This is a genomic window from Streptomyces sp. NPDC007157 (assembly GCF_040634235.1).
Lineage (GTDB): Bacteria > Actinomycetota > Actinomycetes > Streptomycetales > Streptomycetaceae > Streptomyces.
This window is the reverse complement of sequence record NZ_JBEYFE010000004.1, coordinates 479,986-500,631: the sequence shown is the minus strand read 5'-3', so window position 1 is coordinate 500,631 and position 20,646 is coordinate 479,986. Positions and strand designations below refer to the sequence as shown.

The following is a 20,646-nucleotide window of genomic DNA, read 5'->3' as shown; positions in this document are numbered from 1 at the left end:
AGGGCCTCCGGAATCTGGAACACCCAGACGGAATTCGGGTTCCCCTTGGCATCCAGGACCAGGTCGCCGGTGAGTCCGACACCGGACGAAGCGGTGTAGACGCCCGGGATGAGCGTGGTGCCATTTCCGATTCCCGCCGCGAGCCCAAAGTCCTCCGCCTCGCCGGCCGCGCTGTTGTACGCCGTGACCAGGTCGGACTTGGCCTGCAGCGCGACGGCGTCGGCAGCGTGCACGGCGCCCAGCACCTCGCCGGGCGGGAAGCCTGTGATCGCCGGGGTCGGATGCGTCCCGAGGTCGTGGCTGATCACCGTGGCGCCGGTGTTGGTGACTCCCTTACCTGCCAGAACGGAGAAGCTCTGGGCCGTGCCCAGCTGCACGGGCGTAGCGATGGCGACTGCCTGCGCGGGTGTCATGACGACCATCGCCGCGGCGACCGTCGTGGCGAGGGCCGAGGCCAGCAGGCCGGGCAAAGCGCGGCGGCGAGCTGTTTGAGGGATTTTCAGCTTCATCGAGAGGCCATTTTCTGTGGGGGGCCGTGGCATACCGGGCCCTGCCAAATCGCCCGGGAGCCTGGATCTGCTCGCCGCATATTACGGAGAAATCTATGCGCGGCAACAGAAAATGAGGGAGAGTCGTGATTTCCGAGAGTTAAGCCCTCGAATACGTGGCAATTGTTGGGAAATTTGCATTTCCGATTATCCGAAACGCTCGCCCGAATGCGCAGATCTTTATCGACGGCGGCCGGTGTGCCCAGCCATGTCAGATGCAGGGGTCACCAGTTGGAGCGCCTCGGCTTCGCCGCCGAGATCGGCCGTTCTCGTCCCCGGTGCGGCGGAGGGTGCGCACCAAGGTGCCGTCACGTAGCACGACGACGCCACCCTTCCGGGTTATTTCCTTCAAGGCACGGTCCAGGCACGGGGCACGGGCCGGCAGCAGCCCGATCACTTCGAGCAGCCAGCGGCGCACGGTGGAGGAGGAGGCGTCGTCACCGCTCGCCCTTGCGGAAAGCCGCTGGTCGTGACCGAGGCACGCGCGGAGGACCAGGGTCATCCGGCCAGCCGGGAGCGCGCGCCAGCAGGAACGGATCTTCTTCAGGCGACCACGGACCAGGCCGGAGACCAGGTCCACGGCGGCGCTCGACAACGGCAGGTGGCACTGGTAGACAAAGCCCTCCAGTGCCCTCGGTGGAGCCGGTGTTCTTGCGCATGGGATCCCCAACTCCCGCCGGGGGCACTTCTTGTTACGTCGAAATCAGGCCGGGGCCGGTCAGACGGGCGGCTGCGGCAGAGCGGTGAATCGGAATAACGCTCGGCGGCCAGCCGTCCTCGACGACGCAGCGGGCGGCGCAGCCGACCGGTCTCGGCCAGGGTGCATTACGGTGGGCCAAGACGGCCTTCTCGGTGCTCGGTGGAGATGTCGCAATCCATACCGAAGCAGGAAGGCCCTCACCCGTTCAAGACCACCCAGGCCATGCCGTCCGCCACCAACCACCGTGGACACAACAACCCGGTCACCGGCAAGGACCCGCCCTGACGCGCCAAGGCGCTCGACGCATGGAAGCGCCGAGGAACAAGAGCACGGCTGACGTCAGTGATCATTTGGAAGGGCGTGCCGTGTCTCGTCATGGGCTGCGATCGGCGCCCGGCGTTCCGCCCGTGGAGTTGGCGTCATGACGACCGCGGTCGTCGTCGGTGGCGGGCCCAACGGGCTCGCCGCTGCGGCCCTCCTCGCGCGGGATGGCCTGGACGTCACGCTGCTGGAGGCCGCCGACGAGGTCGGCGGCGGCACGCGCAGCCACGAGGCGATCCTGCCCGGCCTGTTGCACGACCACTGTTCGGCCATCCACCCCATGGCCGTCACCTCGCCCGCGCTCCGGGCCCTCGGCCTCGAACGCCACGGGCTGCGCTGGCGGTTGCCGGAGATCGACTGTGTGCACCCGCTGGACGACGGGACGGCCGGGGTCCTGCTGCGCTCCGTCACGGAGACCGCCGCCGGGCTCGGCCCGGACGGCCGCCGCTACCGGGCCCTGGTGGAGCCCTTGGTGCGGCGCTGGGACGCCCTCGCGCACGACGTGATGGGTCCGTTGCTGCGGATCCCGGCGCACCCGCTGCTGCTCGCCCGGTTCGGCCTGCCGGCCGTGCTGCCTCCCGCGGTTCTCGCGCGCCTCTTCCGGACCCCGCAGGCCCAGGCTCTGTGGGCCGGGGTGGCGGCGCACGCGTTCCGGCCGTTCTGGGACCCGCTCGTCTCGGCGATCGGGCTCGGCATCCTCACCTCCGGCCACACCGCCGGGTGGGCCGTCGCCGAGGGCGGCTCGCAGTCCATCGCCCGCAGCATGGCCGCGGTTCTCCTCGCCGCCGGCGGCACGATCGAGACCGGGGTGCGGATCACCGCCCGGCGGCAGATCCCGCCCGCTGACGTGACTCTGCTCGACCTCGACCCCGGTCAGGTCGCCGCCCTCTACGGCGACAGGCTGCCCGCCCGCGTGACGGGCGCGTACCGGCGCTTCCGCCGCGGGCCTGGCGCCTTCAAGGTGGACCTGGCCGTCGAGGGCGGCGTGCCTTGGAGGGACGAGCGGGCACGACGGGCCGGGGCCGTGCATCTCGGCGGCCCGCTCGCCGAAGTGGCCCGGGCGGAACGGGACGTGACGCAGGGCCGGATGCCCGAGCGGCCCTTCGTCCTGGTCGGCCAGCAGTACCTCGCCGACCCCTCCCGGTCGGTCGGCGACGTCCACCCCGTCTGGACGTACGCCCACGTCCCGCACGGCTACGACGGCGACGCCACGGAGGCGATCCTCCGGCAGCTCGAACGCTTCGCCCCCGGCGTACACGAACGAATCGTGGGCCGGCACATCACCCGCCCCGCCGACTTCGCCGCGGCCAACCCCAACTTCACCGGCGGCGACATCCTCACCGGAGCGAAGACAGCCTCCCAGCTCCTCCTGGGCGCCCGCCCGGCGCTGGACCCTTACGCCACTGGCCTGCCCGGAGTGTTCCTGTGCTCAGCGGCCACCCCACCCGGCCCTGGGGCGCACGGCATGTGCGGCGCCGGAGCGGCGGCATCAGCACTGCGCCACCTGGGAGGCCGCCCGACCTGGCAGGCTCAGGAACGCTCCCAGGACTCGCACACGTAGAAGCGCTCCTCGCTCGCGCAGCCCAGGCCATCGGAGACCTGCTCGGACCCCAGGTTCCAGCCCGACGGCACCGTTGACCTTGCGGCCGAGTCCGATCAGACGGTTGCACTCCGTCCACGTGCGGCAGGCAACCCAGCCCTCGACAAGAGATGCCCCCCACCCACCCAATGAGCTGAACATCTGCTGCTCGATCCCACCGGGTGGGCCGTCATCAGATGACGGCCCACCTGGACAGCATCGTGGTGCACCTCTCCCGGTTGCTCGCCGCGCATCGCCGGCGCCTCAACACGCCCCGTGGGTCGCGGGTCCTGGGCACGTTCCGGCAGGCGGACATCGCCGACCTCCGCGCCGATTCCGCGGCGGCATCTCGCGGTTCGCCGCCCCTGTCCGAGTAAAGCCGTTGAACTGCCCGCCCTGCTCTAGACATGATCCACTCTGTGGACACCTACCTGGAGACCGAGCGCCTGACCCTGCGCCGCTTCACCGCCGACGACGCGGACCTGCTGATCGAGTTGGACAGCGACGCCGCGGTGATGCGCTATCTGACCGGGGGCCATGCGACCGCCCCGGAGATCGTCCGCGAGCGCCACCTGCCCAACATCATCGCCGGCTACGAGAGATGGGGCGGCGATCTTGGACTGTTCGCCGCGCACGAGAAGGACGGCGGCGCGTTCATCGGCTGGTTCTGCCTGCGTCCCGAGCCGCAGGGCCCGCCGGACGAGGCCGAACTCGGCTATCGGCTGCGGCAGGCGGCCTGGGGCAACGGTTTTGCCACCGAAGGCTCACGGGCTCTGCTGGGCAAGGCGTTCACCGTGCTCGGTGTGCGCATGGTCTGGGCCGAGACGATGGCCGTGAACCGTGGTTCGCGCAACATCATGGAGAAGCTCGAAATGACGCTCGCGGACACCATCCCCACTCCCCCCGACATGGAGATGGTCGAGGGTTCCGAGCACGGGGGCGTGCGGTACGAGATCACCAGGGAGCAGTGGGAGCAGCAGTAGCCACTTGAGCGAGCGGCCGTTGCGGCTCGCCGGGTCCGTCAAGGCGATCGCCGTCCGCTCGCCGAAACCGTCGGCGCGGCCTCCGGGTCATGTGCCCGTGGCGACCCTGAGGGGCTGGCCACCGTCGACGGCCAGGCAGATGCCGGTCAGGAAGGTGTTCGTCAGGGCGAAGAGGACGGCGTGAGCCACGTCCTCGGTGGTGCCGATGCGGCCCGTGGGGTTGCCCGCGGAGAGCCTGGCGAACAGTTCGGCCTTCTTCTCCTCGCCCAGGGGGTCCCACGCGCCGGTGTCGATGGTGCCGGGCGAGACGGCGTTGACCCGGATCGGCGCCAGTTCCACGGCCAGGGACCGTACGACGGTGTTGACGGCGCCGTTGGTCGCGGCGACCCCGAGAAAGCCGGGGTCGGGTTCGAGCGCGGCCACACCGGAGAGCAGGACGAAGGAGCCGCCCGCCGGCATGGTGGGCGCGAAGTGCTTGGCGAGCATGATCGGCCCGACGACCTTGGTGTGGAACGACAGCAGGATCGCCTCGGGGTCGAGTTCGAAGACCAGCCCGCGGGCCCGGGCGGAGGCGGTCGAGACCACGTGGTCCACGGCGCCCACCTCCGCCGCCAGGGCCTTGATCGACCCCTCGTCGGTCAGGTCGACGGTGGCGACCGTGGCCTCGGTGTCCCCGTAGCTCTTCCGCAGTGCCGCACGGTCGCGGCCGGCCGCGATCACCCGGGCGCCCTCCGCCAGGGCCGCGTCGCTCACCGCTCGGGCGATTCCGCTGCCGCGGCCCACCACGAGAACGGTCTTGTCCTTCAGGTTCGCGGACACGAGAACTCCTCGTTCGTCGATTACCGGTGTGATGTCGGCGGGCTGATGTCAGCGGGCTGTGACCTCGTCGGCGTCCAGGCCGCGGTCGGCGCCGTGCGCGACGACGCTCTGCCCGGGTTCGGGACGCAGGCGTTCGCCGTCCAGACGGACCTCCACCTTGTCCGCCTCGAAGGACACCAGGTCGCCGATCCGGTCCACCTCGCGGTAGGCGTCGCGGTACGTCCAGGCGGCGCGGTGCGCGTCGCCGATGTCGTAGTAGTCGCACAGGCCCTTGTAGGGGCAGAAGGTCTGGCCTTCGACGGGCCGGAGCCGGGCCTCGTCGATGTCCGCGCGGGGGACGTACCAGCGCGGGGCGAACCCGGACTCGTAGAGCACGACGGGGTGTTCGGAGCGGGCGATCACGGTGCCGCCGGCCCGGACCTCCAGCGTGCGCGAGGTCGTGCGGATGTCGATGCGGTGGTAGGCGTCGGCGGCGTGCCCGAGGATGCGTTCGTCCTCCTCGTAGAAGGCGTCCATGGCACGCCAGGCGAAGGCGATACGACCGTCCAGCTCGCCGGCGTGCTTGGGCAGTGCGGTGAATTCCCAGGCGGCGCGTTCGGTGGTGCGGTCGCCGGCGCTCACCGAGTACCAGGCGGTGTCGCCCAGGTCCTTGTGGCGGGTTACCTTGCCGCCGTCGACGAGGGCCGTCTCCTGGACGTCCTCGCGGGGAAAGTAGGCGACCGGGTAACGGCCGGGCTCGTGCAGCAGGACGACGTCCTCGCTGTCGGCGATCCAGGTTCCGTTGAACTTCACGCGCATACGGCGGCGCAGCCGCTCGGCGAACAGCAGGCGCTCGGGCAGCGGTTCGGGAGTGAGGAAGTGTCCGATCGCGCCGGTGGAGAGGGGGCCTTGTTGCCAGGACAGTCCCATGGGGCTTTCCTTCCGGGTGCCGGGGTGGGGGTGCTGGGCGGAGCCGTCAGGCGAGGGCGCGGGCGAGGAAGTCGCGAATGTGCTCGGTGATGGCCTCCAGGTGGCTCTCCAGGGCGAAGTGCCCCGAGTCGAGGAGGTGGATCTCGGCGTCGGGCAGGTCCTGGGCGAACGCCCGGGCACCGTCGGGGCCGAAGATCTCGTCGTTCGCGCCCCACACCGCCAGCAGCGGGACCTGCGAGTCGCTGAAGTACTGGTGGACCCGCGGGTAGAGATCCACGTTGGTGGGATAGTCGCGGAACAGCTTGAGCTGGATCTCGTCGTTGCCGGGGCGGTCCAGCAGCGCCTGGTCGTGCACCCAGTTGTCCGGGCTGACCAGGCTGGGGTCGGCGACGCCGTTCACGTACTGCCAGCGGGTGATCTCAGGGGTGAGGGCGCCGCGCATGGGGGCCTCGGTCTTCGGTCCCGGGGCCTCGGCGTAGGCGAAGACGCCGTCCCAGAAGGGCTTGACGAAGCCCTCCTCGTAGGCGTTGCCGTTCTGCGTGACGATCGCCGTGACGCGGTCCGGGTTCCGCAGGGCGAGGCGCCAGCCGATGGGGGCGCCGTAGTCCTGGACGTACATCGCGAACCGGTCGACCCCCAGCTGTTCGAGCAGGCCGCCGGTGACGTCCGTGAGGGCGTCGAAGGTGTACGGGAAGTCGCCCAGGTCCGGCATGGCGGACTGGCCGAATCCGATGTGGTCGGGGGCGATCACGCGGTAGCGGTCGGCGAGTGCCGGAATCAGGTTGCGGAACATGTGCGAGCTGGTCGGGAAGCCGTGGAGGAGCACCACGACGGGCGCCTGCGGATCGCCGGCCTCCCGGTAGAAGACGTCGAGGCCGTCGACGGTGGCGGTGCGGTGATGGACTGCGGGAACCATGGATCTAACCCTTCTATCAGTCTTCACTGGTTACGTCTTCACTGGCCGTGTCTTCAGTCGAGCACAGGCCACCTAACCTGTCAAGGCGAGTTTGATGGTTAGGTGCCGAAACGGGTGAGGAGGCCGGCATGCAGGCGACATCTCGCCGTACGGCCGTCAGCCCACGTTGATGTAACCTGTCAAATCTGTCGATGCGGTTAGGAGGCTGGCTGCTATGACGACCGACCGGGAGCAGCAGGACACTCTGCTGGAGCTCCTCAACAGCACGCCCGTGGTCAACGGCGCCGTCCAGGACCTGCTGGCCGACCCGGAGGCCGCCAGGTCCTGGCAGCTGGCCCACGGGGGTACCGGCGGCGTGGAAGAACACCGGCATCTGCTCCAGGCCCGCGATCTCCTGCGGGACGTGGTGAGCGGCGACCGGCCCGCCGCCTCGCTGGCCCCGCTGCTGGAGGACGTCACCTCGCGCCCGCGGGTGTCGCCGGCGGGGGTGGCGTGGGAGCTGGAGGCCCCGGTGGAACGCCGCCTGGCGGTGGCCGCCGTCCTGGCCTGGAGCGCACTGCGGGAGACCATGCCGGGCCGACTGCGCGCGTGCGGCAACCCGGAGTGCCGCCTGTTCCTCATCGACCGCAGCAAGACCAACCGGGCCCGCTGGTGCTCGATGGCCGTCTGCGGCAACCGGATGAAGGCACGGCGCCACTACCAGCGCACCCGCGACGCGGCGGCCGGCTGACAACCGCGCCGACGTACCGTACGCACCACCTCGATCCGTCGCCGCGGCGAGGCCCTCGCGCAGCCGTTCCCGGTCGGGGCTCAGTCCGGCCGGGCCGTGATGCGCTCCCGTCGTACCGGGATGGCGACGAGGGCGCCGACGACGCCTGGGAGCGCCCCGCCGACCAGCACCGCGAGAACCGTGCCCAACGGGTTGACGTCGACGGCGAACTCCATGGCCCGCGGCGCGATGAGGCAGTCCTCGACGATCCGGAGGACTACGTGGAAGACCGCGGTCGCGATCGGGATGGGCCCATCGCGTGCTCGAAGACCGGAAGCCGGCGCGGAGGTTTGTCCCATCGTCCCGAGGACACTCGCGTTCCACCCCTGCGCACCTTCTCGGAGAAGGACTCGCCATGGCAGTGCTCGCGGTGCTCATCCCGCCTCTGATGCTCGGCCTGATGCTCGCCTTGGGCAGATACGAGGAACTGCTGCTGCCGAAGCAGGACGCCGATCGACCCTCCTCGCCGGTCACGCCGACCGAGCTCGCCGACACCATGGCGGGGAGTCCGGCAGCTCCGCTCCACGTCCCGGTCCTGTAGATCGTGTACGACTCTCCCCGGCTCCTCGACGTCGACGTGCCGCAGGTGTTCACCGCCCTGCCCGAACCCGCACCCGCACCCGCACCCGGGCACGCGAGAGCCCCGGGACTCCTTGACGAGTCCCGGGGCCGTGGTGCTCAGCGCGGGCCTTGGGTCAGGCGAGCGGGCCGCCGAACGGGGCGCCGCCCGTGCCGTAGTAGGTGCCCAGTTCGTCGTGGTAGCCCTGGTCGCCGAGATGCTTCTCGCGGTCGAACTCCGGGGCGTCCTTGATCTGTTGCTTGGCAAGGCCGATGAAGACCTTCTTCTCGTTCGGGTCGATGCTCGCGACCGTGCTCGCCGGGAGCAGGACCTCCTTGCCGAAGATCCACACACCGGTGTCGACCACCAGGTAGGCGTCACCGACCTCGTCGGAGTGCTTGTCGACCTTACCGATGCTGCCGTCCGTGGCCTCGACCTTGTATCCAGTGAGGTCGGCGCCCGCAAGACGACCCGCGGTCGACTTGTAACTCCACACATTCTCAGTCACGCGAAAACAACTCCTCCGGTAAAAAGGGGACGGCAGAGACCTCCGCCGATCCTCCTTTTCAGCAGTCGTACACGGCGGTTTATTCGGCCGCCTTGGTTGCGAGTGCCCCGCCTCCAGGGTCACACGCCCCGCATTCAAGCCAGAATCCAGAATTTTCTCCGGCCCTCACGCGGAAAGTATTTTTGTCGGTCGGCTACCAGCGGTACCAGCGGCCACTGCCACCCTTCGGACGAGCAACGAACCCGACGAGCCACAGGACCAACACGACGACCGCGACCCACCACAGAATTTTCAGCGCGAAACCCGCGCCGAAGAGAATCAGGGCCAGCAGAAGAACGAGAAGCAGGGGAATCATAATTGTTAACCTCCGAACCGCCGTGTGCCCGCCGGTTCCCCGTCCACACCTACGAATTCGTAAAAGGAACGCCGTGGGCACGGCTCACTCCCCGGAGTTCGCCTCAGAGGAGAACGGCCCTCGACAACAGGCTGCCGGCGCGTGCGCCCGTCGTCCCTCGCGCGGGCGCGGAGAGGCTCCGACCGAGCTCGCGCAGATCCGGCCCGACCGCGCTGCGGGGACATGAATATGGCCTACGGGGGCAGACGACGCTCACCCCGTTCTCCACCGAAGGCGACACAGTGACCCTGTCCGTGAATGCCCGCGAGACCACCGCCACCATCACGGAAACACCTGCCGCCGCGGACGACCTGCCCTGGATCGAGGACGGCGGCAAGGTAACCCCCAAGGACGCACGCGAGTTGTCCCGGCTCTTCCTCGATCGCCTCCAGACCCTGGAGGAAGGCACCCACGAGTACCAGTACGCCCGCAGCACCCTGATCGAGATGAACCTGTCCCTGGTGAGGTTCGCGGCCCGCCGGTTCCGCAACCGGGGCGGTGGCGACCTGGAAGACGTCATCCAGGTCGGCACCATCGGCCTGATCAAGGCCATCGACCGCTTCGACCTCTCACGCGAGGTCGAGTTCACCTCGTTCGCGATCCCGTGCATCGTCGGCGAGATCAAACGCTTCTTCCGCGACACCACCTGGGCCGTCCACGTCCCTCGCCGCCTGCAGGAACTCCGCGTCAGCCTCGCCAAGAGCAAGGACGAGCTCTCGGCCGAACTGGGCCGCACTCCCACGGTGAAGGAACTCGCCACCCACCTGGACCTGACCGACGACGAGATCATCGAGGGCCTCGTCGCCGCCAACGGCTACGTCGCCGGCTCCATCGACACCCCGGCCGGTGACGACGACACCGACAGCACGCCGTCCTACGCGGACACGATGGGAGACACCGACCCGGCACTGGAGCTGTTCGAGAACCTGCACACGCTCGGACCCCTGCTCCAGCGGCTCGACGACCGCGAACGGGCCATCATCGAGATGCGCTTCGGCCAGGAGATGACCCAGGCCGAGATCGGCCGCGAACTGCACGTCTCCCAGATGCACGTCTCCCGGCTGCTGACCGGCATCCTGGCCGGACTCCGCACCGGTCTCCTGCCCGGGTGAGCCCGCGGATCTCACCGGGGGTCCACCTCTACCGGCCCATCGGCCAAAGCGATACGGGCGATGACACTCTTGCCCGCCGGTTCGAGCCGGACCTGGAATGCCTGAACGACGGCCATGATGATCTCCAGCCCGTGCTGGCCCACCCTCTCCGGATCGACCGAGCGGGTCGCGGGCGGCACCCTGGCACTGTCCCGAACGCTCACCTCCACCACGTCGTCCGCGATGCTCAGCTCCATGTGCAGCGGCCCGGGAGCGTATTTGCGGGCGTTGGTGACCAGTTCGCTGACCACCAACCGCGTGAGATCGACGACCCGCTCGGAGACGGCCACGTCATGGTCGGCCCGTGCCCGGTCGAGGAACTCCGCCGCATGGTGTCGGGCTTCGGCGATACAGGCATCGCCGCCTCCCAACGAGACGACAGTGGCGATGAGACGGGTATTCGGCCGCCCTTCGCCGTCGCTGTCGGCAGGCTCCACTCTTCGTCACCTTCGTTCCCGTTGTCCGCCGGCGACCACCCCGGCGCGGCGCGGCTCATGTTCTTCCTACTCGAACCGGCGGGCCCTTCGAGCGTGCCTCCCCCTGACATCCGGGCCGACGTCGGGCGCAAGAGCCCTACCGGCGAACGCAGTCGAGGACTCGGTGACGGAGGCAGACCCGGACCAGTCCGAGCAACTGACGATAAGCCAATCCGCTGTCAGCGGCGTCCGGGTCGTCGCCCCGCGCGGCGAACCGGACCAGAACACCCGCGCCTACGCCGAACACGGCCCTGAGCCCGCCGACCCCCATGGGGGCGAGCGGGTCCCGGGGTGGTGGACCCTTGGCGTCGCCTCGGACGGTCCGCGGGGCCGACGCCCACGCCGCTCATGCCGCGTCGTACTGGGCGACGATGCGGGTCACCGTGACCGTGACGGTGACCGGCTCCGGGGTGGCGAGGTGGGAGACGACGGCGGTCCGCACCCGGCCGTGCACGTCGCGGGCGACGTCCAGGGGCCGCCGGCCCTCGGCAAGGGCGCAGCGCACCTCGATGTGCCATCCCGAGCCGTCCGGCGCCCGCTCGGCGCGGACGCCCGCCTCGGGAGGCGTGCGGTGAGACGCGGCGGACGTCCGGGTGGGCGCGGCGGCTGCCGCGAGGCGCTGGGCGAGTCGGGGCTGCAGGCCGGTGACGCCGGGAACCGCGAGGACCGCCTCGGCCACGACGCCGGAGATCGTGGTCGGGCCGACGGTGGTCATCGCGTACCCCCACCCGTCCGGAGGCCGGTGCCGACGGACGGCGACCACCGCTCGGCCACATCGACCACCGCGATGTCGACGGCCGTCACCGCGAGCCCCAGATCCTGACCGGCCGAGTGAAGGACCGATCGGCGCACCTGATGTACGCGCTCGGGCAGCGGACGGTCGAGACCGGCGACGAGAGTCATGGTCACCCGGACGTCGGTGCCCTCGCCCGCCGACATGAGCCGGCAGGTCGCGGCCCTCGCACCGGGGACCGTGTCCGCGGCCTGCCGCAGCACCTTCGCCGCGGCGCTCTCGGTGATCCTCAGGTCCCGGTCCGGGTCGGCCAGGGGCAGCAGCCGTCCCAGCCTGGCCTCCGCCCTGACGGCGTTCATGACGCGGTCGGCGACTGCGGACAGTCCGGGCGGGTCCACGGCGCGCAGCGCCCGGGTGGCCGCGTTCACCGTGGCCAGCCCCTCGACGGCCTCGCGGCAGTGCGGACAGGAGGCGGTGTGCGGGTCCCCGGCCGACGCCTCGTCCCGGGCCTGTTCCCAGACCCGGCTGAGGAGGCGGCCGCAGGGCAGCGCCTCGTCCCCCGGGAACGGTGGCACGTCGGCGGCGGCCGATCCGGTGCGGGGCCCGTCGGCTCCCGGCGGTGCGGACGGCTGCGTGTGCGGGTCGTCTAGCGCCATGGGCCCATCGCCTCCTGCAGGGATCGGCGCGCCCGGAACAGTCTGCCGCGCACCGTCGGCTCGGTGGTCCGCGTCTCGTGGGCTATCTCCTTGTAGGGCAGGCCCTGCACCTCCCTCAGGATCCAGCAGATCCGCTGCCCGGCGTCCAGCTCGGCGAGCGCGCGGGTCAGGGCGGCGGCGGTCGCGTCCCCCTCGGCGGACCGGTCGGGCTGGCTCCACGGGTCGCCCGCCACGGGTTCGACGACGGTGTTCAGTGAGAGGGGCGGCAACCGGCGCCGACGTATGGTCAGGCAACGGTTGACCGTGATCCGGTACATCCAGGTACGGAACTCCGCGCTGTGGCGGTATTCCGGCAGTCGCCGCCAGGCGCTGACGAAGGCGTCCTGGACCGCGTCCTCGGCGTCCTGGGGGTTGCCGAGCATGCAACGGGCCAGGGTCAGGAGGGACCGGCTGTGCCGTCGGACGAGAACGGCGAAGGAGTCCTCGTCTCCCTCGGCCGCCCGTATGGCCAGCAGTCCGTCCGGCAGGTCGCATTCCAGCCGTGGCGAAGCGGTGGGTTCGATCATGACAACTCCCGCACAGGGCTTGGAACGAGCAAGTACCCGCACACGGCCACGTGATGCACATCACACCTGTTGCGTGTGAGAAGTACACCGCCACGTGTGTCCAACCTTTTGACGGCACCACGCAGGTGTCTCCCACTGACCGATCGAGGCGACCGCCATGACGGACAACATCACCAGCGTCAGCGGGGGCGGCCGGGCCGATGCGGGCGTGAGCGCGCTGAAGGGCCGTACCGGGGCCGGGACTCCGGCCGAGACACGGGGGAAGACCACCATCGCGGACGGCGTGGTGGCCAAGATCGCGGGCATGGCCGCCCGTGAGGTACCCGGCATCCACAGCCTGGGAGCGGGGATGGCGCGCGCCTTCGGCGCCATGCGGGACCGCGTCCCCGGCGGCGGAGGTGTCGGAGGTGTCACGCGGGGAGTGAAGGTCGAGGTCGGCGAGCGGCAGGCCGCCGTGGACCTGGATGTCGTCGTCGAGTACGGCGTCTCCATCGTCGATGTCGCCGGCGGCGTACGCGCCAACGTGATCAGCGCCGTGGAGCGGATGACAGGGCTGGAGGTCGTCGAGGTGAACATCGTCGTCGACGACGTCGACCTCCCCGGCGACGAGGACGAGGAGGGGCGGACCGAACCGGAAGAGGGCCGCGTGCGGTGACCTGAGCCGTGACCACCGCCGTGTCCTCGGGCATGCGCGGGCGATCACGGCGACAGGGACGCTCGCGAGACGGGTGAGTGCATGATGAACGCAGCGACGACGGGCCTCGCGGCAGGCATGGCCCTGGCCTTCGCCGGTTACTTCGGCGGCTTCTGGGCATTCCTGCTCGTTCTGGTCCTGGGGACGGTGGGGCTGATCGTGGGCCTCGCCGTGCAGGGTGATCTCGACCTCCGTGCGCGGAGGCAGCGGTGAACACCCGGCCCGGTGCCCCGCCCCCCGGTGAAGGGTCCGGCCCCCCGGCGCGGGCTGCCGGCCTGCCGCCCCCGGCCGAGCGGGGCGCCACCGTCATACCGGACAGGGTGGTCGCCCGTATCGCCGCCCAGGCCGCCCGCACGGCCCAGTCCCGGCGCGCCGCCATACCGCCCGACCGGGACGCACCGGCGGCGCCCGCCGCCTCCGCGGCCACCCTTTCCGGTTGGGTACGCCTGCACCTGACCATGGACCTGCCCTACCCCGCCGACATCCCCCGGATCTGCGAGCGGATACGGCAGGACGTCGGCGAACGGGTGGCCCAACTGACCGGTCTTGAGGTAGGAGAGGTCACGCTCACCGTCCGGCGGCTGGTGACCGCCGCCGGCGCCAACCGGGGACGGGTCCGGTGAGCCGCCCCGCGGCCGGTGCCGACGGCCTCGCCACGCGAGAAGGAGGACCGGAATGACACCCGACCCGGACCCGACCGCCCGCAGCTCCGCACCGTCCGCGCGCCCTGCCGCGGTGCCGCTGACGAAGGAGCCCGAGGAGCCGAGGGAGCAACCGGCGGAGCCCGGCCTGCCCGAACACGACCCGCCACCACCGAATCTGACAGCCGGTGAGCCCGGCAGCGGGCAGCGAACCCATCGGCCATGGTCCGCACGCCGCCTTCCGGCCGCGCTGGTCGCCTCGCTGGTTCTCGTGGCGGCGGGCGCGGCACTGCTCGACGTCGTCGCCGTACGGGCCGGACACCCTGCGGCAGCCTGGCGCCGGCACCTGGCCGACGAACTGGCGACCCGCCCACTGAACGACGTGTGGATGCTCACGGGAGCCGCCGTGGCTGCCGCCGTCGGCGTCTGGCTGATCGTGCTGGCCCTCACTCCCGGCCTACGCCACTGGCTGCCCCTGCGCTCCCCCGCGCCCGGGCTGCGGGCCGCCCTGGACCGGGACGGTGCCGCCGATCTGATACGCGACGCCGCCATGCGGGTACCCGGGGTCGGTAAGGCTCGTATCCGGGTGCGCCGCCACCGCGTCAAAGCCAGCGCGGACGTCCGTTTCCGCGACCCCCGGAAGGTGAAGGACGACCTCACCGCCGTCCTCGGCGACGAGCGCGACCAACTCGCCCTCGCCCGCCCTCCCCGCATCGTCGTACGGGTACGGCGACGCGCCCACTGACCGAGAACCCAGCAGCGCCCAGCAGCACCGGAGCCCGCACCATGACGCCGCAACCTGTAGTCAACCGCAGTCTGCTGGCCCTCGCCGGCCTGATACTGCTCGGCGGTGGTCTGCTGATCCTCTTCGCCGGGCTCGACATCTACCGGCGACACCATCTGGTGCCGCCCGTCGGCTGGCCCCTGACCACCCCGGCCGACGTCCTGCTCGGCTCCGCCGACCGGGCCCGCTGGAGCAGCCAGGGCTGGTGGTGGTGGCCCGCGGTCATCGCCGTCCTCGTCCTCGTCGTCCTGCTCGCCCTGTGGTGGCTGCTCGCCCAACTGCGCCGACCCCGCCCCGGAACACTGCCCATCGGCGGCACACCCCCGCAGGAGGGCGTCGAACTGCGCGACCGCGCGCTCAGCGACGCGATCGCCTCCGAAGCCGGTGCCCTGCCGGGCGTCGAGCACACGGCCGTACGCATCACCGGCCGTCCTGCCCGTCCCCGCACCCGCGTCGGCCTCACTCTCTCCTCTCGGGCGGCACCCGGCGCCGTCCTCGATGCCCTGTGGGAGGGCCCGCTCCGAACCGCCCGTCGGTCCACCGGCTCCTCCCACCTGCCCACCGAGGTCCGCCTGCAGGTCGCCGGCCACAAACCGCACCGCGCGGAGTAAGGAGAAGACCCCCCACCCCCGTGCCCACCCCCCTTGCGGTCGCCAGCCGTTCGGTGGCTCCGGCACCACTCCCCCAATGGAGAGATCATGATCATCCTGGGCATCATTCTGCTCGTCGTCGGCTTCGTCACCGGGATATCCATCCTGTGGACCATCGGGATCATCCTGCTGGTCATCGGAGCCGTCCTGTGGCTCCTCGGCGGCATGGGACACGCCGTCGCCGGTCGACGCCACTACTGGTAATCGCCTCGCACGTCCTACGGTGCGAGCAGCCGGGGGTACCCCTCTGACCCGCTGCGCAGCGCCCGACCCGGCTTCGGTCGGCTCGGGCGCTGTCTCGTTCTAGGCACTCGACGGTGGTCACCGGGGGTTCACTCGGAGGGCGGAAGCAGCGTGCCCAGGGGCCCGAGGTCGAGGTTGAGGTCCTCCATGGTCAGTCCGTACTCGGCGCACAGCTCGCTCATGCGGTCGTGCAGGAGCAGAAGGGTCGCGCCCAGGCGTTCTTCCTGGTCCTCGGTGAGGTCTCCTTGGTCGACGCGGTGCAGGGCCTGTCGTTCCATCAGCTGGCGCAGCAGTTCCACGAGGGTGAGGACGAGCTTGAGGAGGTCCCGTTCGACGGTGTCGCGGTCGGAGCTGATCCGCCGGGCCGGGGAACGTGAGCCCTTGCCGGCCGGAAGGTCCAGGTCGCGCGGGGCGGCGGGCAACAGCCGGAAGGCGCGGGCGGCTGCCTCCGCGACTTCGTCGGCGCGGGACGGCGGCCGGCTCTCGCCCTCAGCTGTCATGGTCGCCGCCCTGCGGCGGGCCGGCGCTCGGCCACGGCGAGGGGTTCTGCTCGCTGATGGAAACGATCAGGGCGCGGAGAGAGACGCGCACCAGATCGATGTCGGCGATGGACAGCACCACGTCACCGGTGAGGACGACACCACCGGTCAGCAGTCGGTCGAGCAGGTCGATGAGAGCGACCTGCCGCTGGGGCAGATGCTCCGTCTCGGGTTGCGGGCCGGGCGTGATCACGGGGGTGCGCCCTCCTCGGCACCGCCGGCTTCACCGGGTGACATGGCGAAGGAGTACGGAGCCCACGGGCCGGTGGCCTCGACCCGTACTCCGTCCAGCCCGTCGGCGGCATGTGTCACATCGGCCAGGAAGTCGTCGCAACGGCTCAGGGGCACAAGGTATGCGTCATTGACGACGTTCTCGCCGACGACCTCGGCGCCGCCGGCACTGCCGGCGGCTTCGGCGAGAAATCCCTGTTGTACGCGGTGCCGGGCCCGGTCGGAGGCGTGCTTGCGGCCGGCCGTCTCCACCCGCTCGGCGGCCTTCCGCGCCGCCTCGTACACGGTGTCGCGAACACTCTGCTGCTGCCGGCGGTTGCGCAGATAGGCCCGCCCGGGGGTCAGGTCCCCCGCGGGAGCGGCCGGGGCCGCGGGGACCGCGGACGGCTCGGCATAGATCTTGACCCCCCATTCGACATGTTCGGAGAGCAGGGCCAGGCGCTCGGCGAACACGGTCCGCCCTGCTTCCAGTACCTCCCGGGCCCGCTGGTCGTCGAGGTAGACGGTCGCCAGGCGGAAGGGGAGGACGGTGGTGCGCTCGGCCATGGCCTCGATGACGCCGTGGTGGGCGCGGGCCACCGCCTCCAGCCATTCCAGGTCCTCGAGATGCTGCTTGAGAGCCTGTTCCTGGAAGTCCTGTGCGGGCACGCGGCTCACCACCAGCGCCGGCTGACCGGCTCCGGCGCCAGCTCCGGCTCCAGCTCCAGCTCCGGCTCCGGCTCCGGTGACGAGGCTGACCGGCGCGCCGGCGACGCCCCGGAGCGGCGGGGCCATCTCCCGCAGTCCCTCGATGTCGCGTACCACCGCATACGCGTACGTCAGCAGGTCACTCATCGCGAGCACTTCCCCGGCGACGGCCGCCCGTGCGCCGGGGCGCTTCCTCCCCCACGGGGAGGGCGTCGCCCTGGCGGAGAGCATCGATCTCGGCCCGCAACCGGCGGTTCTCCTCGGCCAGTGAACGATCGCCCCTGGCCCGGGAGGAGAGCGCGGGGTCGTGCTCCCACCAGTCGATGCCCATCTCCTTCGCCTTGTCGACGGAGGCGACCAGGAGGCGCAGTTTTATGGTCAACAGCTCGATGTCGAGAAGGTTGATCTGTATGTCGCCCGCGATGACGATGCCCTTGTCGAGTACCCGTTCAAGGATGTCGGCGAGGTTGGCGGAGGAGCCCTGCCCGTAGGGCGGCGCCGCTCGGGACGGATAGGAACCAAGCCTGTTGGCCAGGGGTTCAGTCACGGTTGCGGCCTCGAATTCCCTTGTGCCGGATCAGGAGGGTCAGCTCTGCCGATAGGCGCGGATCTCCTCGAGCCGGTCGAGCAGTTCGTCCTCGCGCCGGTCGAACGTCTCCTCGTCGATGTCTCCCGCGACGAGGAGACGTTCGAGCTCGGCGAGTTCGCGGTGCACCGGTGCGGGGTCGTAGTACTGGTTCTCGGCTTCCTCCCGGACCCGTTCCACGACCCATACGACGCCGCGCACGGGGGCCAGGGGGAGGGTGACGAGCTGGGTGAACAGGCCCATGAGAACTCCTTCAGACGAAGCTGTAGGGGGGCAGGGGGCCGTTGAGCCGGAAGTCGAAGTCGTCGCCCATCTGATGGGCGACGCTCAACTCGGTGGTCAGGAACGCCTCTTCCCGGTCATCGGTCACCAGGAACGACACGTTGAGGAAGTCCGAACCCGTCGGCTGGGACGATTCAAGCGTGCGGGCAAGGGGCCGCAGTGCTTCGACCACACCCGCCGCCAGCGCCTCCTGCCGTGCCTGTACCTCCTGGGTGACCAGCTCCCCCAGTCGCAGCGAGGCGTCGGGGGCGGCGGTGCCGCCGCGGATCTCGTCGTTGAGCTCTCGTGCCACGTCCGACTCCCGCAGGATCTGCCGCAGCAGCGCGTCCTCGTCCTGCGACGCCTTGAGGTGGTACTCGCTGCACCCCTCCAGTGCCTGAAGCCGGTCCGTGTAGTCCGCGGCATTCTGCTCCAGGGCCGCCAGGACGGCCTCGTCGTTCTCGGCGATGAGGCCGAACCGCATGGGGAGCACCGTGCCGTCCGCCATGAGGCGCTCCTGGACTTCCTGGTGCGCCATGATGTCGCGGCGCTTGGCACGCAGATCCTCCGGCGCGTCGCTGACCACAGCACACAGCGGTCCGGCCGTCACTGTCCGCAAGCTCGTCGGGGGTTCACCGACGCCGTCGAGACCGTCGAGGCGGAGCGGGTGCTGCTTGCCGGTGATGGAGTAGATGTATACGGCCATGGCTCATTCCTTCTCGCGCGGCAAGCCTCATTCGCGCTCGCGTCGGGAGGTACGCCGAACCGGCCGCCGTCGCCTCTCCACGGGTTCCCTTTCCTTGCCCTCGTCCTCTTCCTCGGGCTCTTCTTCTTCGGCTTCCTCGGCGTCGTCACGGCCGGTGATCCCCTTGAGCGAATCGGTGACCGCTTCCGCCGCTCCGGAGAGGGCCCCTTTGGATTTGCCTTTGGCTCCGCTCTCGACCGTGTCTCCGACGATGTCGGTCAACTGGGCGGGCGCCTTCCTCCCGGACTCGAGGTCGAGACGGTTGCACGCCTCGGCGAAACGCAAATAGGTGTCGACGCTGGCCACGACGATGCGGGCGTCGATCTTCAGAATTTCGATCCCCACCAGCGACACGCGGACGAACACGTCGATGACAAGTCCGCGGTCAAGAATGAGTTCCAGGACGTCGTAGAGACTGCCGGTCCCGCCACCGCGAGCGACACCGCCTCCACTTTGCGGCACCACTGTCATGGTGCCTCCCTTCACCGGCTGTGCTGTCTCAGCCCCGCCGGTCGATTTGGCCGCGCGTATAGCGGCGCTTCCGTTCGTATCCCACCAGATCGCCTTCCTCGTCGAGCGTCACTCGATAGGTGGCCATCACGCTGGTGGTTTCGGGGACGCGCTCCAATTCGAGTACCTCGACGTCGGCTTCCCAACCGGTCTCGGTCGGTTTCAGTGCCGAGACGGACTCGGGAGCGCGGCCGAGCAACTCCTGAAGCTGTCCGACGGCGGAGCGTATGGCCCAAGCGGCGTTGCCCTTGCCGGGGGGGCGACGGGAACCACTCGTGCTGTCCCCGTCGGAGCCGCGGCTCCGACCGCTGGATCGCCTCCGGGGTTCTGGTGCGGCCATGATCTCTCCGGTGGTCGGAGCGTGCGCCATATTCCATCCACGAACCCTATAATTTCATCATATAGGGACACATATCGCCCTAGCATGGATGACTTCGCGGGGACCTGCCCGATGGTCGCATGGTGTGTCTGCGACACAGCGGGCGGTGAGGCACGGTGCGCGTGCGATCCGCTTTCTGTCTCCATCGCGGGTTCGGGACCGGGGCGTTGGTCCGGACGCGGGCGTTTCCACCTGCCCTTTGTGAAGGGAACCGGCTCATGAACGACACGACCAAGGTCGGCCTCGCCGCCGCCGTCGCAGCGGGCTACGTGCTCGGACGCACGAAGAAGGCACGCTTTGCCTTCACCGTGGCAACTTACCTTGCCGGCCGCCGCTTTGGGCTCGACCCTCAACAGCTGCTGACGACCGGACTCCGCAAGATAGGTGATGTGCCAGCGGTCGCCGAGTTGAACGAGCAGGTGCGCGGCGAACTACTGGGCGCCGGCCGCAAAGCCCTGGCAGCCGCTGCCGATCGGCGCCTCACCGACCTCGCCGACTCGCTCCGCGAGCGGACGCAACGCATTGGCCAGGAGAAGGACGAGGACGAAGAGGAAGAGGAAGAGGGCGAAGACGAGTACGAGGAGGACGAGGAGGAGCCGGAGGAGGGCGAGGGGCGTTACGAGGAGGACGAGGAAACGGAAGAGGGAGAGGAGGAGCCGGAGGAGGAAGAGGCCGAGGAGGAAGAGCCGGAGGACGAACTGGAGGAGGAACCCGAGGAGGAGGAACCCGAGGAGGAAGAGGCCGAGGAAGAGACCGAGGAAGAGGCCGAGGAGGAACCGCCGCCGCGTCGCCGTCGGCGGACAGGGACCGCGGCGAGGAAGCGCCCGGACGAGCCCGCTCCCCGTAAGGCGGCCACCAAGAAGGCCGCTCCTCAGAGGAAGGCGTCACCGGCCAAGAAGACCGCGGCGCACCGGCCGCCCGCCAAGAAGGCGGCGCCGGCGAAGAAGGCCGCGAAGAAGTCTGCGCCTCCCGCCAAGAAGGCCCCTGCGAAGAGGCCCGCCGCCAAGAAGACCGCGACGAAGGGGACGGCCGAGAAAAAGGCCCCGGCCAGGAAGACGGCCCCGGCGCGGAAGACCGCTGCCAAGAAGACGACCGCACGGCGGAGGTAG

The 20,646-nt window shown here is 70.1% G+C and carries 32 protein-coding genes; 13 read left to right on the top strand and 19 right to left on the bottom strand.

Translation table 11 applies throughout. The annotated features are described in order from the left end of the window. Positions 1 to 542 (bottom strand): ice-binding family protein (locus ABZ642_RS10230; protein ID WP_360480127.1); only part of this gene is annotated, 542 nt, incomplete at its 3' end. A 1,127-nt stretch (positions 543 to 1,669) separates the two neighbouring features. Here ABZ642_RS10230 and ABZ642_RS10225 point away from each other — a divergent pair. From ABZ642_RS10225 to ABZ642_RS10215, 3 genes are all read left to right on the top strand, one after another. Next, entirely contained in the window at positions 1,670 to 3,130 is a 1,461-nt protein-coding gene (locus tag ABZ642_RS10225; protein WP_360480124.1) for an NAD(P)/FAD-dependent oxidoreductase, read from the top strand. A 215-nt stretch (positions 3,131 to 3,345) separates the two neighbouring features. Further along, positions 3,346 to 3,525, top strand: a complete 180-nt coding sequence (locus tag ABZ642_RS10220) for a hypothetical protein (RefSeq protein WP_360480121.1) — start codon at positions 3,346 to 3,348, stop codon at positions 3,523 to 3,525. A gap of 42 nt (positions 3,526 to 3,567) precedes the next feature. Further along, positions 3,568 to 4,131, top strand: coding sequence for a GNAT family N-acetyltransferase (locus ABZ642_RS10215; RefSeq protein ID WP_360480219.1), 564 nt, complete (start codon positions 3,568 to 3,570; stop codon positions 4,129 to 4,131). Between the two features lie 87 nt (positions 4,132 to 4,218). Here the strand turns inward: ABZ642_RS10215 and ABZ642_RS10210 are convergent, their stop codons facing one another. From ABZ642_RS10210 to ABZ642_RS10200, 3 genes are read right to left on the bottom strand one after another with little or no spacing between them, the layout of a single operon-like run. Continuing rightward, positions 4,219 to 4,950 carry an SDR family oxidoreductase gene (locus tag ABZ642_RS10210; protein WP_360480118.1) on the bottom strand — a complete coding sequence of 244 codons (732 nt, stop codon included), beginning with the start codon at positions 4,948 to 4,950 and terminating at the stop codon, positions 4,219 to 4,221. A gap of 48 nt (positions 4,951 to 4,998) precedes the next feature. After that, positions 4,999 to 5,859: a DUF427 domain-containing protein gene (locus tag ABZ642_RS10205; protein ID WP_360480115.1), complete on the bottom strand. Its 861-nt coding sequence runs from the start codon at positions 5,857 to 5,859 to the stop codon at positions 4,999 to 5,001. Positions 5,860 to 5,905: 46 nt separating this feature from the next. Next, entirely contained in the window at positions 5,906 to 6,775 is an 870-nt protein-coding gene (locus ABZ642_RS10200; protein ID WP_360480112.1) for an alpha/beta fold hydrolase, read from the bottom strand. Positions 6,776 to 6,989: 214 nt separating this feature from the next. Between ABZ642_RS10200 and ABZ642_RS10195 the strand changes: the two genes are divergently transcribed. Continuing rightward, positions 6,990 to 7,505: a CGNR zinc finger domain-containing protein gene (locus ABZ642_RS10195; RefSeq protein ID WP_360480109.1), complete on the top strand. Its 516-nt coding sequence runs from the start codon at positions 6,990 to 6,992 to the stop codon at positions 7,503 to 7,505. Positions 7,506 to 7,585: 80 nt separating this feature from the next. On the opposite strand, the gene ABZ642_RS10190 is transcribed toward ABZ642_RS10195, so the two are convergent. Next, the gene (locus tag ABZ642_RS10190) at positions 7,586 to 7,843 is read right to left on the bottom strand and encodes an AI-2E family transporter (protein WP_360480106.1); all 258 of its coding nucleotides are present in this window, start codon (positions 7,841 to 7,843) and stop codon (positions 7,586 to 7,588) included. Positions 7,844 to 7,899: 56 nt separating this feature from the next. Here ABZ642_RS10190 and ABZ642_RS10185 point away from each other — a divergent pair, with 56 nt between their 5' ends. Further along, a complete protein-coding gene (locus tag ABZ642_RS10185; protein ID WP_360480104.1) occupies positions 7,900 to 8,085 on the top strand; it encodes a hypothetical protein in 186 nt (61 codons plus the stop codon). 154 nt (positions 8,086 to 8,239) lie between these two features. On the opposite strand, the gene ABZ642_RS10180 is transcribed toward ABZ642_RS10185, so the two are convergent. Together ABZ642_RS10180 and ABZ642_RS10175 are read right to left on the bottom strand one after the other, a co-directional pair. Continuing rightward, positions 8,240 to 8,611 carry a PRC-barrel domain containing protein gene (locus tag ABZ642_RS10180; RefSeq protein WP_360480101.1) on the bottom strand — a complete coding sequence of 124 codons (372 nt, stop codon included), beginning with the start codon at positions 8,609 to 8,611 and terminating at the stop codon, positions 8,240 to 8,242. Between the two features lie 193 nt (positions 8,612 to 8,804). Next, positions 8,805 to 8,966, bottom strand: coding sequence for a hydrophobic protein (locus tag ABZ642_RS10175; protein ID WP_360480098.1), 162 nt, complete (start codon positions 8,964 to 8,966; stop codon positions 8,805 to 8,807). Between the two features lie 287 nt (positions 8,967 to 9,253). On the opposite strand from ABZ642_RS10175, the gene ABZ642_RS10170 reads away from it, so the two are divergent. Beyond that, a complete protein-coding gene (locus ABZ642_RS10170) occupies positions 9,254 to 10,117 on the top strand; it encodes a SigB/SigF/SigG family RNA polymerase sigma factor (protein ID WP_360480216.1) in 864 nt (287 codons plus the stop codon). A gap of 11 nt (positions 10,118 to 10,128) precedes the next feature. On the opposite strand, the gene ABZ642_RS10165 is transcribed toward ABZ642_RS10170, so the two are convergent. The 4 genes from ABZ642_RS10165 to ABZ642_RS10150 form a co-directional block, all read right to left on the bottom strand. Next, entirely contained in the window at positions 10,129 to 10,545 is a 417-nt protein-coding gene (locus ABZ642_RS10165) for an ATP-binding protein (protein ID WP_360480213.1), read from the bottom strand. A 433-nt stretch (positions 10,546 to 10,978) separates the two neighbouring features. Then, the gene (locus ABZ642_RS10160; protein ID WP_360480095.1) at positions 10,979 to 11,347 is read right to left on the bottom strand and encodes a hypothetical protein; all 369 of its coding nucleotides are present in this window, start codon (positions 11,345 to 11,347) and stop codon (positions 10,979 to 10,981) included. Next, on the bottom strand, positions 11,344 to 12,021 hold the full coding sequence (locus tag ABZ642_RS10155) for a hypothetical protein (protein WP_360480092.1): 678 nt from the start codon (positions 12,019 to 12,021) through the stop codon (positions 11,344 to 11,346). The genes ABZ642_RS10160 and ABZ642_RS10155 overlap by 4 nt, the downstream gene beginning before the upstream one ends. Next, a complete protein-coding gene (locus ABZ642_RS10150; RefSeq protein ID WP_360480089.1) occupies positions 12,012 to 12,587 on the bottom strand; it encodes an RNA polymerase sigma factor in 576 nt (191 codons plus the stop codon). Before ABZ642_RS10150 ends, ABZ642_RS10155 begins: the two co-directional genes overlap by 10 nt. Before the next feature lie 157 nt (positions 12,588 to 12,744). Here ABZ642_RS10150 and ABZ642_RS10145 point away from each other — a divergent pair, with 157 nt between their 5' ends. The 6 genes from ABZ642_RS10145 (at position 12,745) to ABZ642_RS10120 (ending at position 15,560) form a co-directional block, all read left to right on the top strand. Further along, a complete protein-coding gene (locus tag ABZ642_RS10145; protein WP_360480086.1) occupies positions 12,745 to 13,242 on the top strand; it encodes an Asp23/Gls24 family envelope stress response protein in 498 nt (165 codons plus the stop codon). Between the two features lie 81 nt (positions 13,243 to 13,323). Further along, complete coding sequence (locus ABZ642_RS10140) at positions 13,324 to 13,494, top strand: hypothetical protein (RefSeq protein WP_360480227.1); 171 nt, start codon at positions 13,324 to 13,326, stop codon at positions 13,492 to 13,494. Further along, positions 13,491 to 13,904, top strand: coding sequence for an Asp23/Gls24 family envelope stress response protein (locus ABZ642_RS10135; RefSeq protein ID WP_360480083.1), 414 nt, complete (start codon positions 13,491 to 13,493; stop codon positions 13,902 to 13,904). Before ABZ642_RS10140 ends, ABZ642_RS10135 begins: the two co-directional genes overlap by 4 nt. 52 nt (positions 13,905 to 13,956) lie before the next feature. Next, a complete protein-coding gene (locus ABZ642_RS10130; protein ID WP_360480080.1) occupies positions 13,957 to 14,667 on the top strand; it encodes a DUF6286 domain-containing protein in 711 nt (236 codons plus the stop codon). A gap of 41 nt (positions 14,668 to 14,708) precedes the next feature. After that, a complete protein-coding gene (locus tag ABZ642_RS10125) occupies positions 14,709 to 15,317 on the top strand; it encodes an alkaline shock response membrane anchor protein AmaP (RefSeq protein ID WP_360480077.1) in 609 nt (202 codons plus the stop codon). Between the two features lie 87 nt (positions 15,318 to 15,404). Then, the gene (locus ABZ642_RS10120) at positions 15,405 to 15,560 is read left to right on the top strand and encodes a DUF6131 family protein (protein ID WP_360480074.1); all 156 of its coding nucleotides are present in this window, start codon (positions 15,405 to 15,407) and stop codon (positions 15,558 to 15,560) included. A 128-nt stretch (positions 15,561 to 15,688) separates the two neighbouring features. Here ABZ642_RS10120 and ABZ642_RS10115 read toward each other — a convergent pair whose 3' ends face one another. From ABZ642_RS10115 to ABZ642_RS10080, 8 genes are read right to left on the bottom strand one after another with little or no spacing between them, the layout of a single operon-like run. Continuing rightward, a complete protein-coding gene (locus ABZ642_RS10115) occupies positions 15,689 to 16,099 on the bottom strand; it encodes a gas vesicle protein K (RefSeq protein WP_360480072.1) in 411 nt (136 codons plus the stop codon). Continuing rightward, complete coding sequence (locus ABZ642_RS10110) at positions 16,089 to 16,331, bottom strand: gas vesicle protein (RefSeq protein WP_360480069.1); 243 nt, start codon at positions 16,329 to 16,331, stop codon at positions 16,089 to 16,091. Before ABZ642_RS10110 ends, ABZ642_RS10115 begins: the two co-directional genes overlap by 11 nt. After that, on the bottom strand, positions 16,328 to 17,203 hold the full coding sequence (locus ABZ642_RS10105) for a GvpL/GvpF family gas vesicle protein (protein ID WP_360480066.1): 876 nt from the start codon (positions 17,201 to 17,203) through the stop codon (positions 16,328 to 16,330). Before ABZ642_RS10105 ends, ABZ642_RS10110 begins: the two co-directional genes overlap by 4 nt. Next, positions 17,196 to 17,603: a gas vesicle protein gene (locus ABZ642_RS10100; protein WP_360480063.1), complete on the bottom strand. Its 408-nt coding sequence runs from the start codon at positions 17,601 to 17,603 to the stop codon at positions 17,196 to 17,198. Before ABZ642_RS10100 ends, ABZ642_RS10105 begins: the two co-directional genes overlap by 8 nt. 39 nt (positions 17,604 to 17,642) lie before the next feature. Next, on the bottom strand, positions 17,643 to 17,885 hold the full coding sequence (locus ABZ642_RS10095) for a gas vesicle protein GvpG (RefSeq protein ID WP_360480060.1): 243 nt from the start codon (positions 17,883 to 17,885) through the stop codon (positions 17,643 to 17,645). Between the two features lie 10 nt (positions 17,886 to 17,895). Further along, complete coding sequence (locus ABZ642_RS10090) at positions 17,896 to 18,609, bottom strand: GvpL/GvpF family gas vesicle protein (RefSeq protein ID WP_360480057.1); 714 nt, start codon at positions 18,607 to 18,609, stop codon at positions 17,896 to 17,898. A 27-nt stretch (positions 18,610 to 18,636) separates the two neighbouring features. Continuing rightward, entirely contained in the window at positions 18,637 to 19,119 is a 483-nt protein-coding gene (locus tag ABZ642_RS10085) for a gas vesicle structural protein GvpA (RefSeq protein ID WP_360480054.1), read from the bottom strand. A 28-nt stretch (positions 19,120 to 19,147) separates the two neighbouring features. Further along, positions 19,148 to 19,498 carry a gas vesicle protein gene (locus ABZ642_RS10080; protein WP_360480051.1) on the bottom strand — a complete coding sequence of 117 codons (351 nt, stop codon included), beginning with the start codon at positions 19,496 to 19,498 and terminating at the stop codon, positions 19,148 to 19,150. A 257-nt stretch (positions 19,499 to 19,755) separates the two neighbouring features. Here ABZ642_RS10080 and ABZ642_RS10075 point away from each other — a divergent pair, with 257 nt between their 5' ends. Next, positions 19,756 to 20,646 (top strand): histone protein, encoded by an 891-nt coding sequence (locus ABZ642_RS10075; protein ID WP_360480048.1) that lies wholly within the window; start codon positions 19,756 to 19,758, stop codon positions 20,644 to 20,646.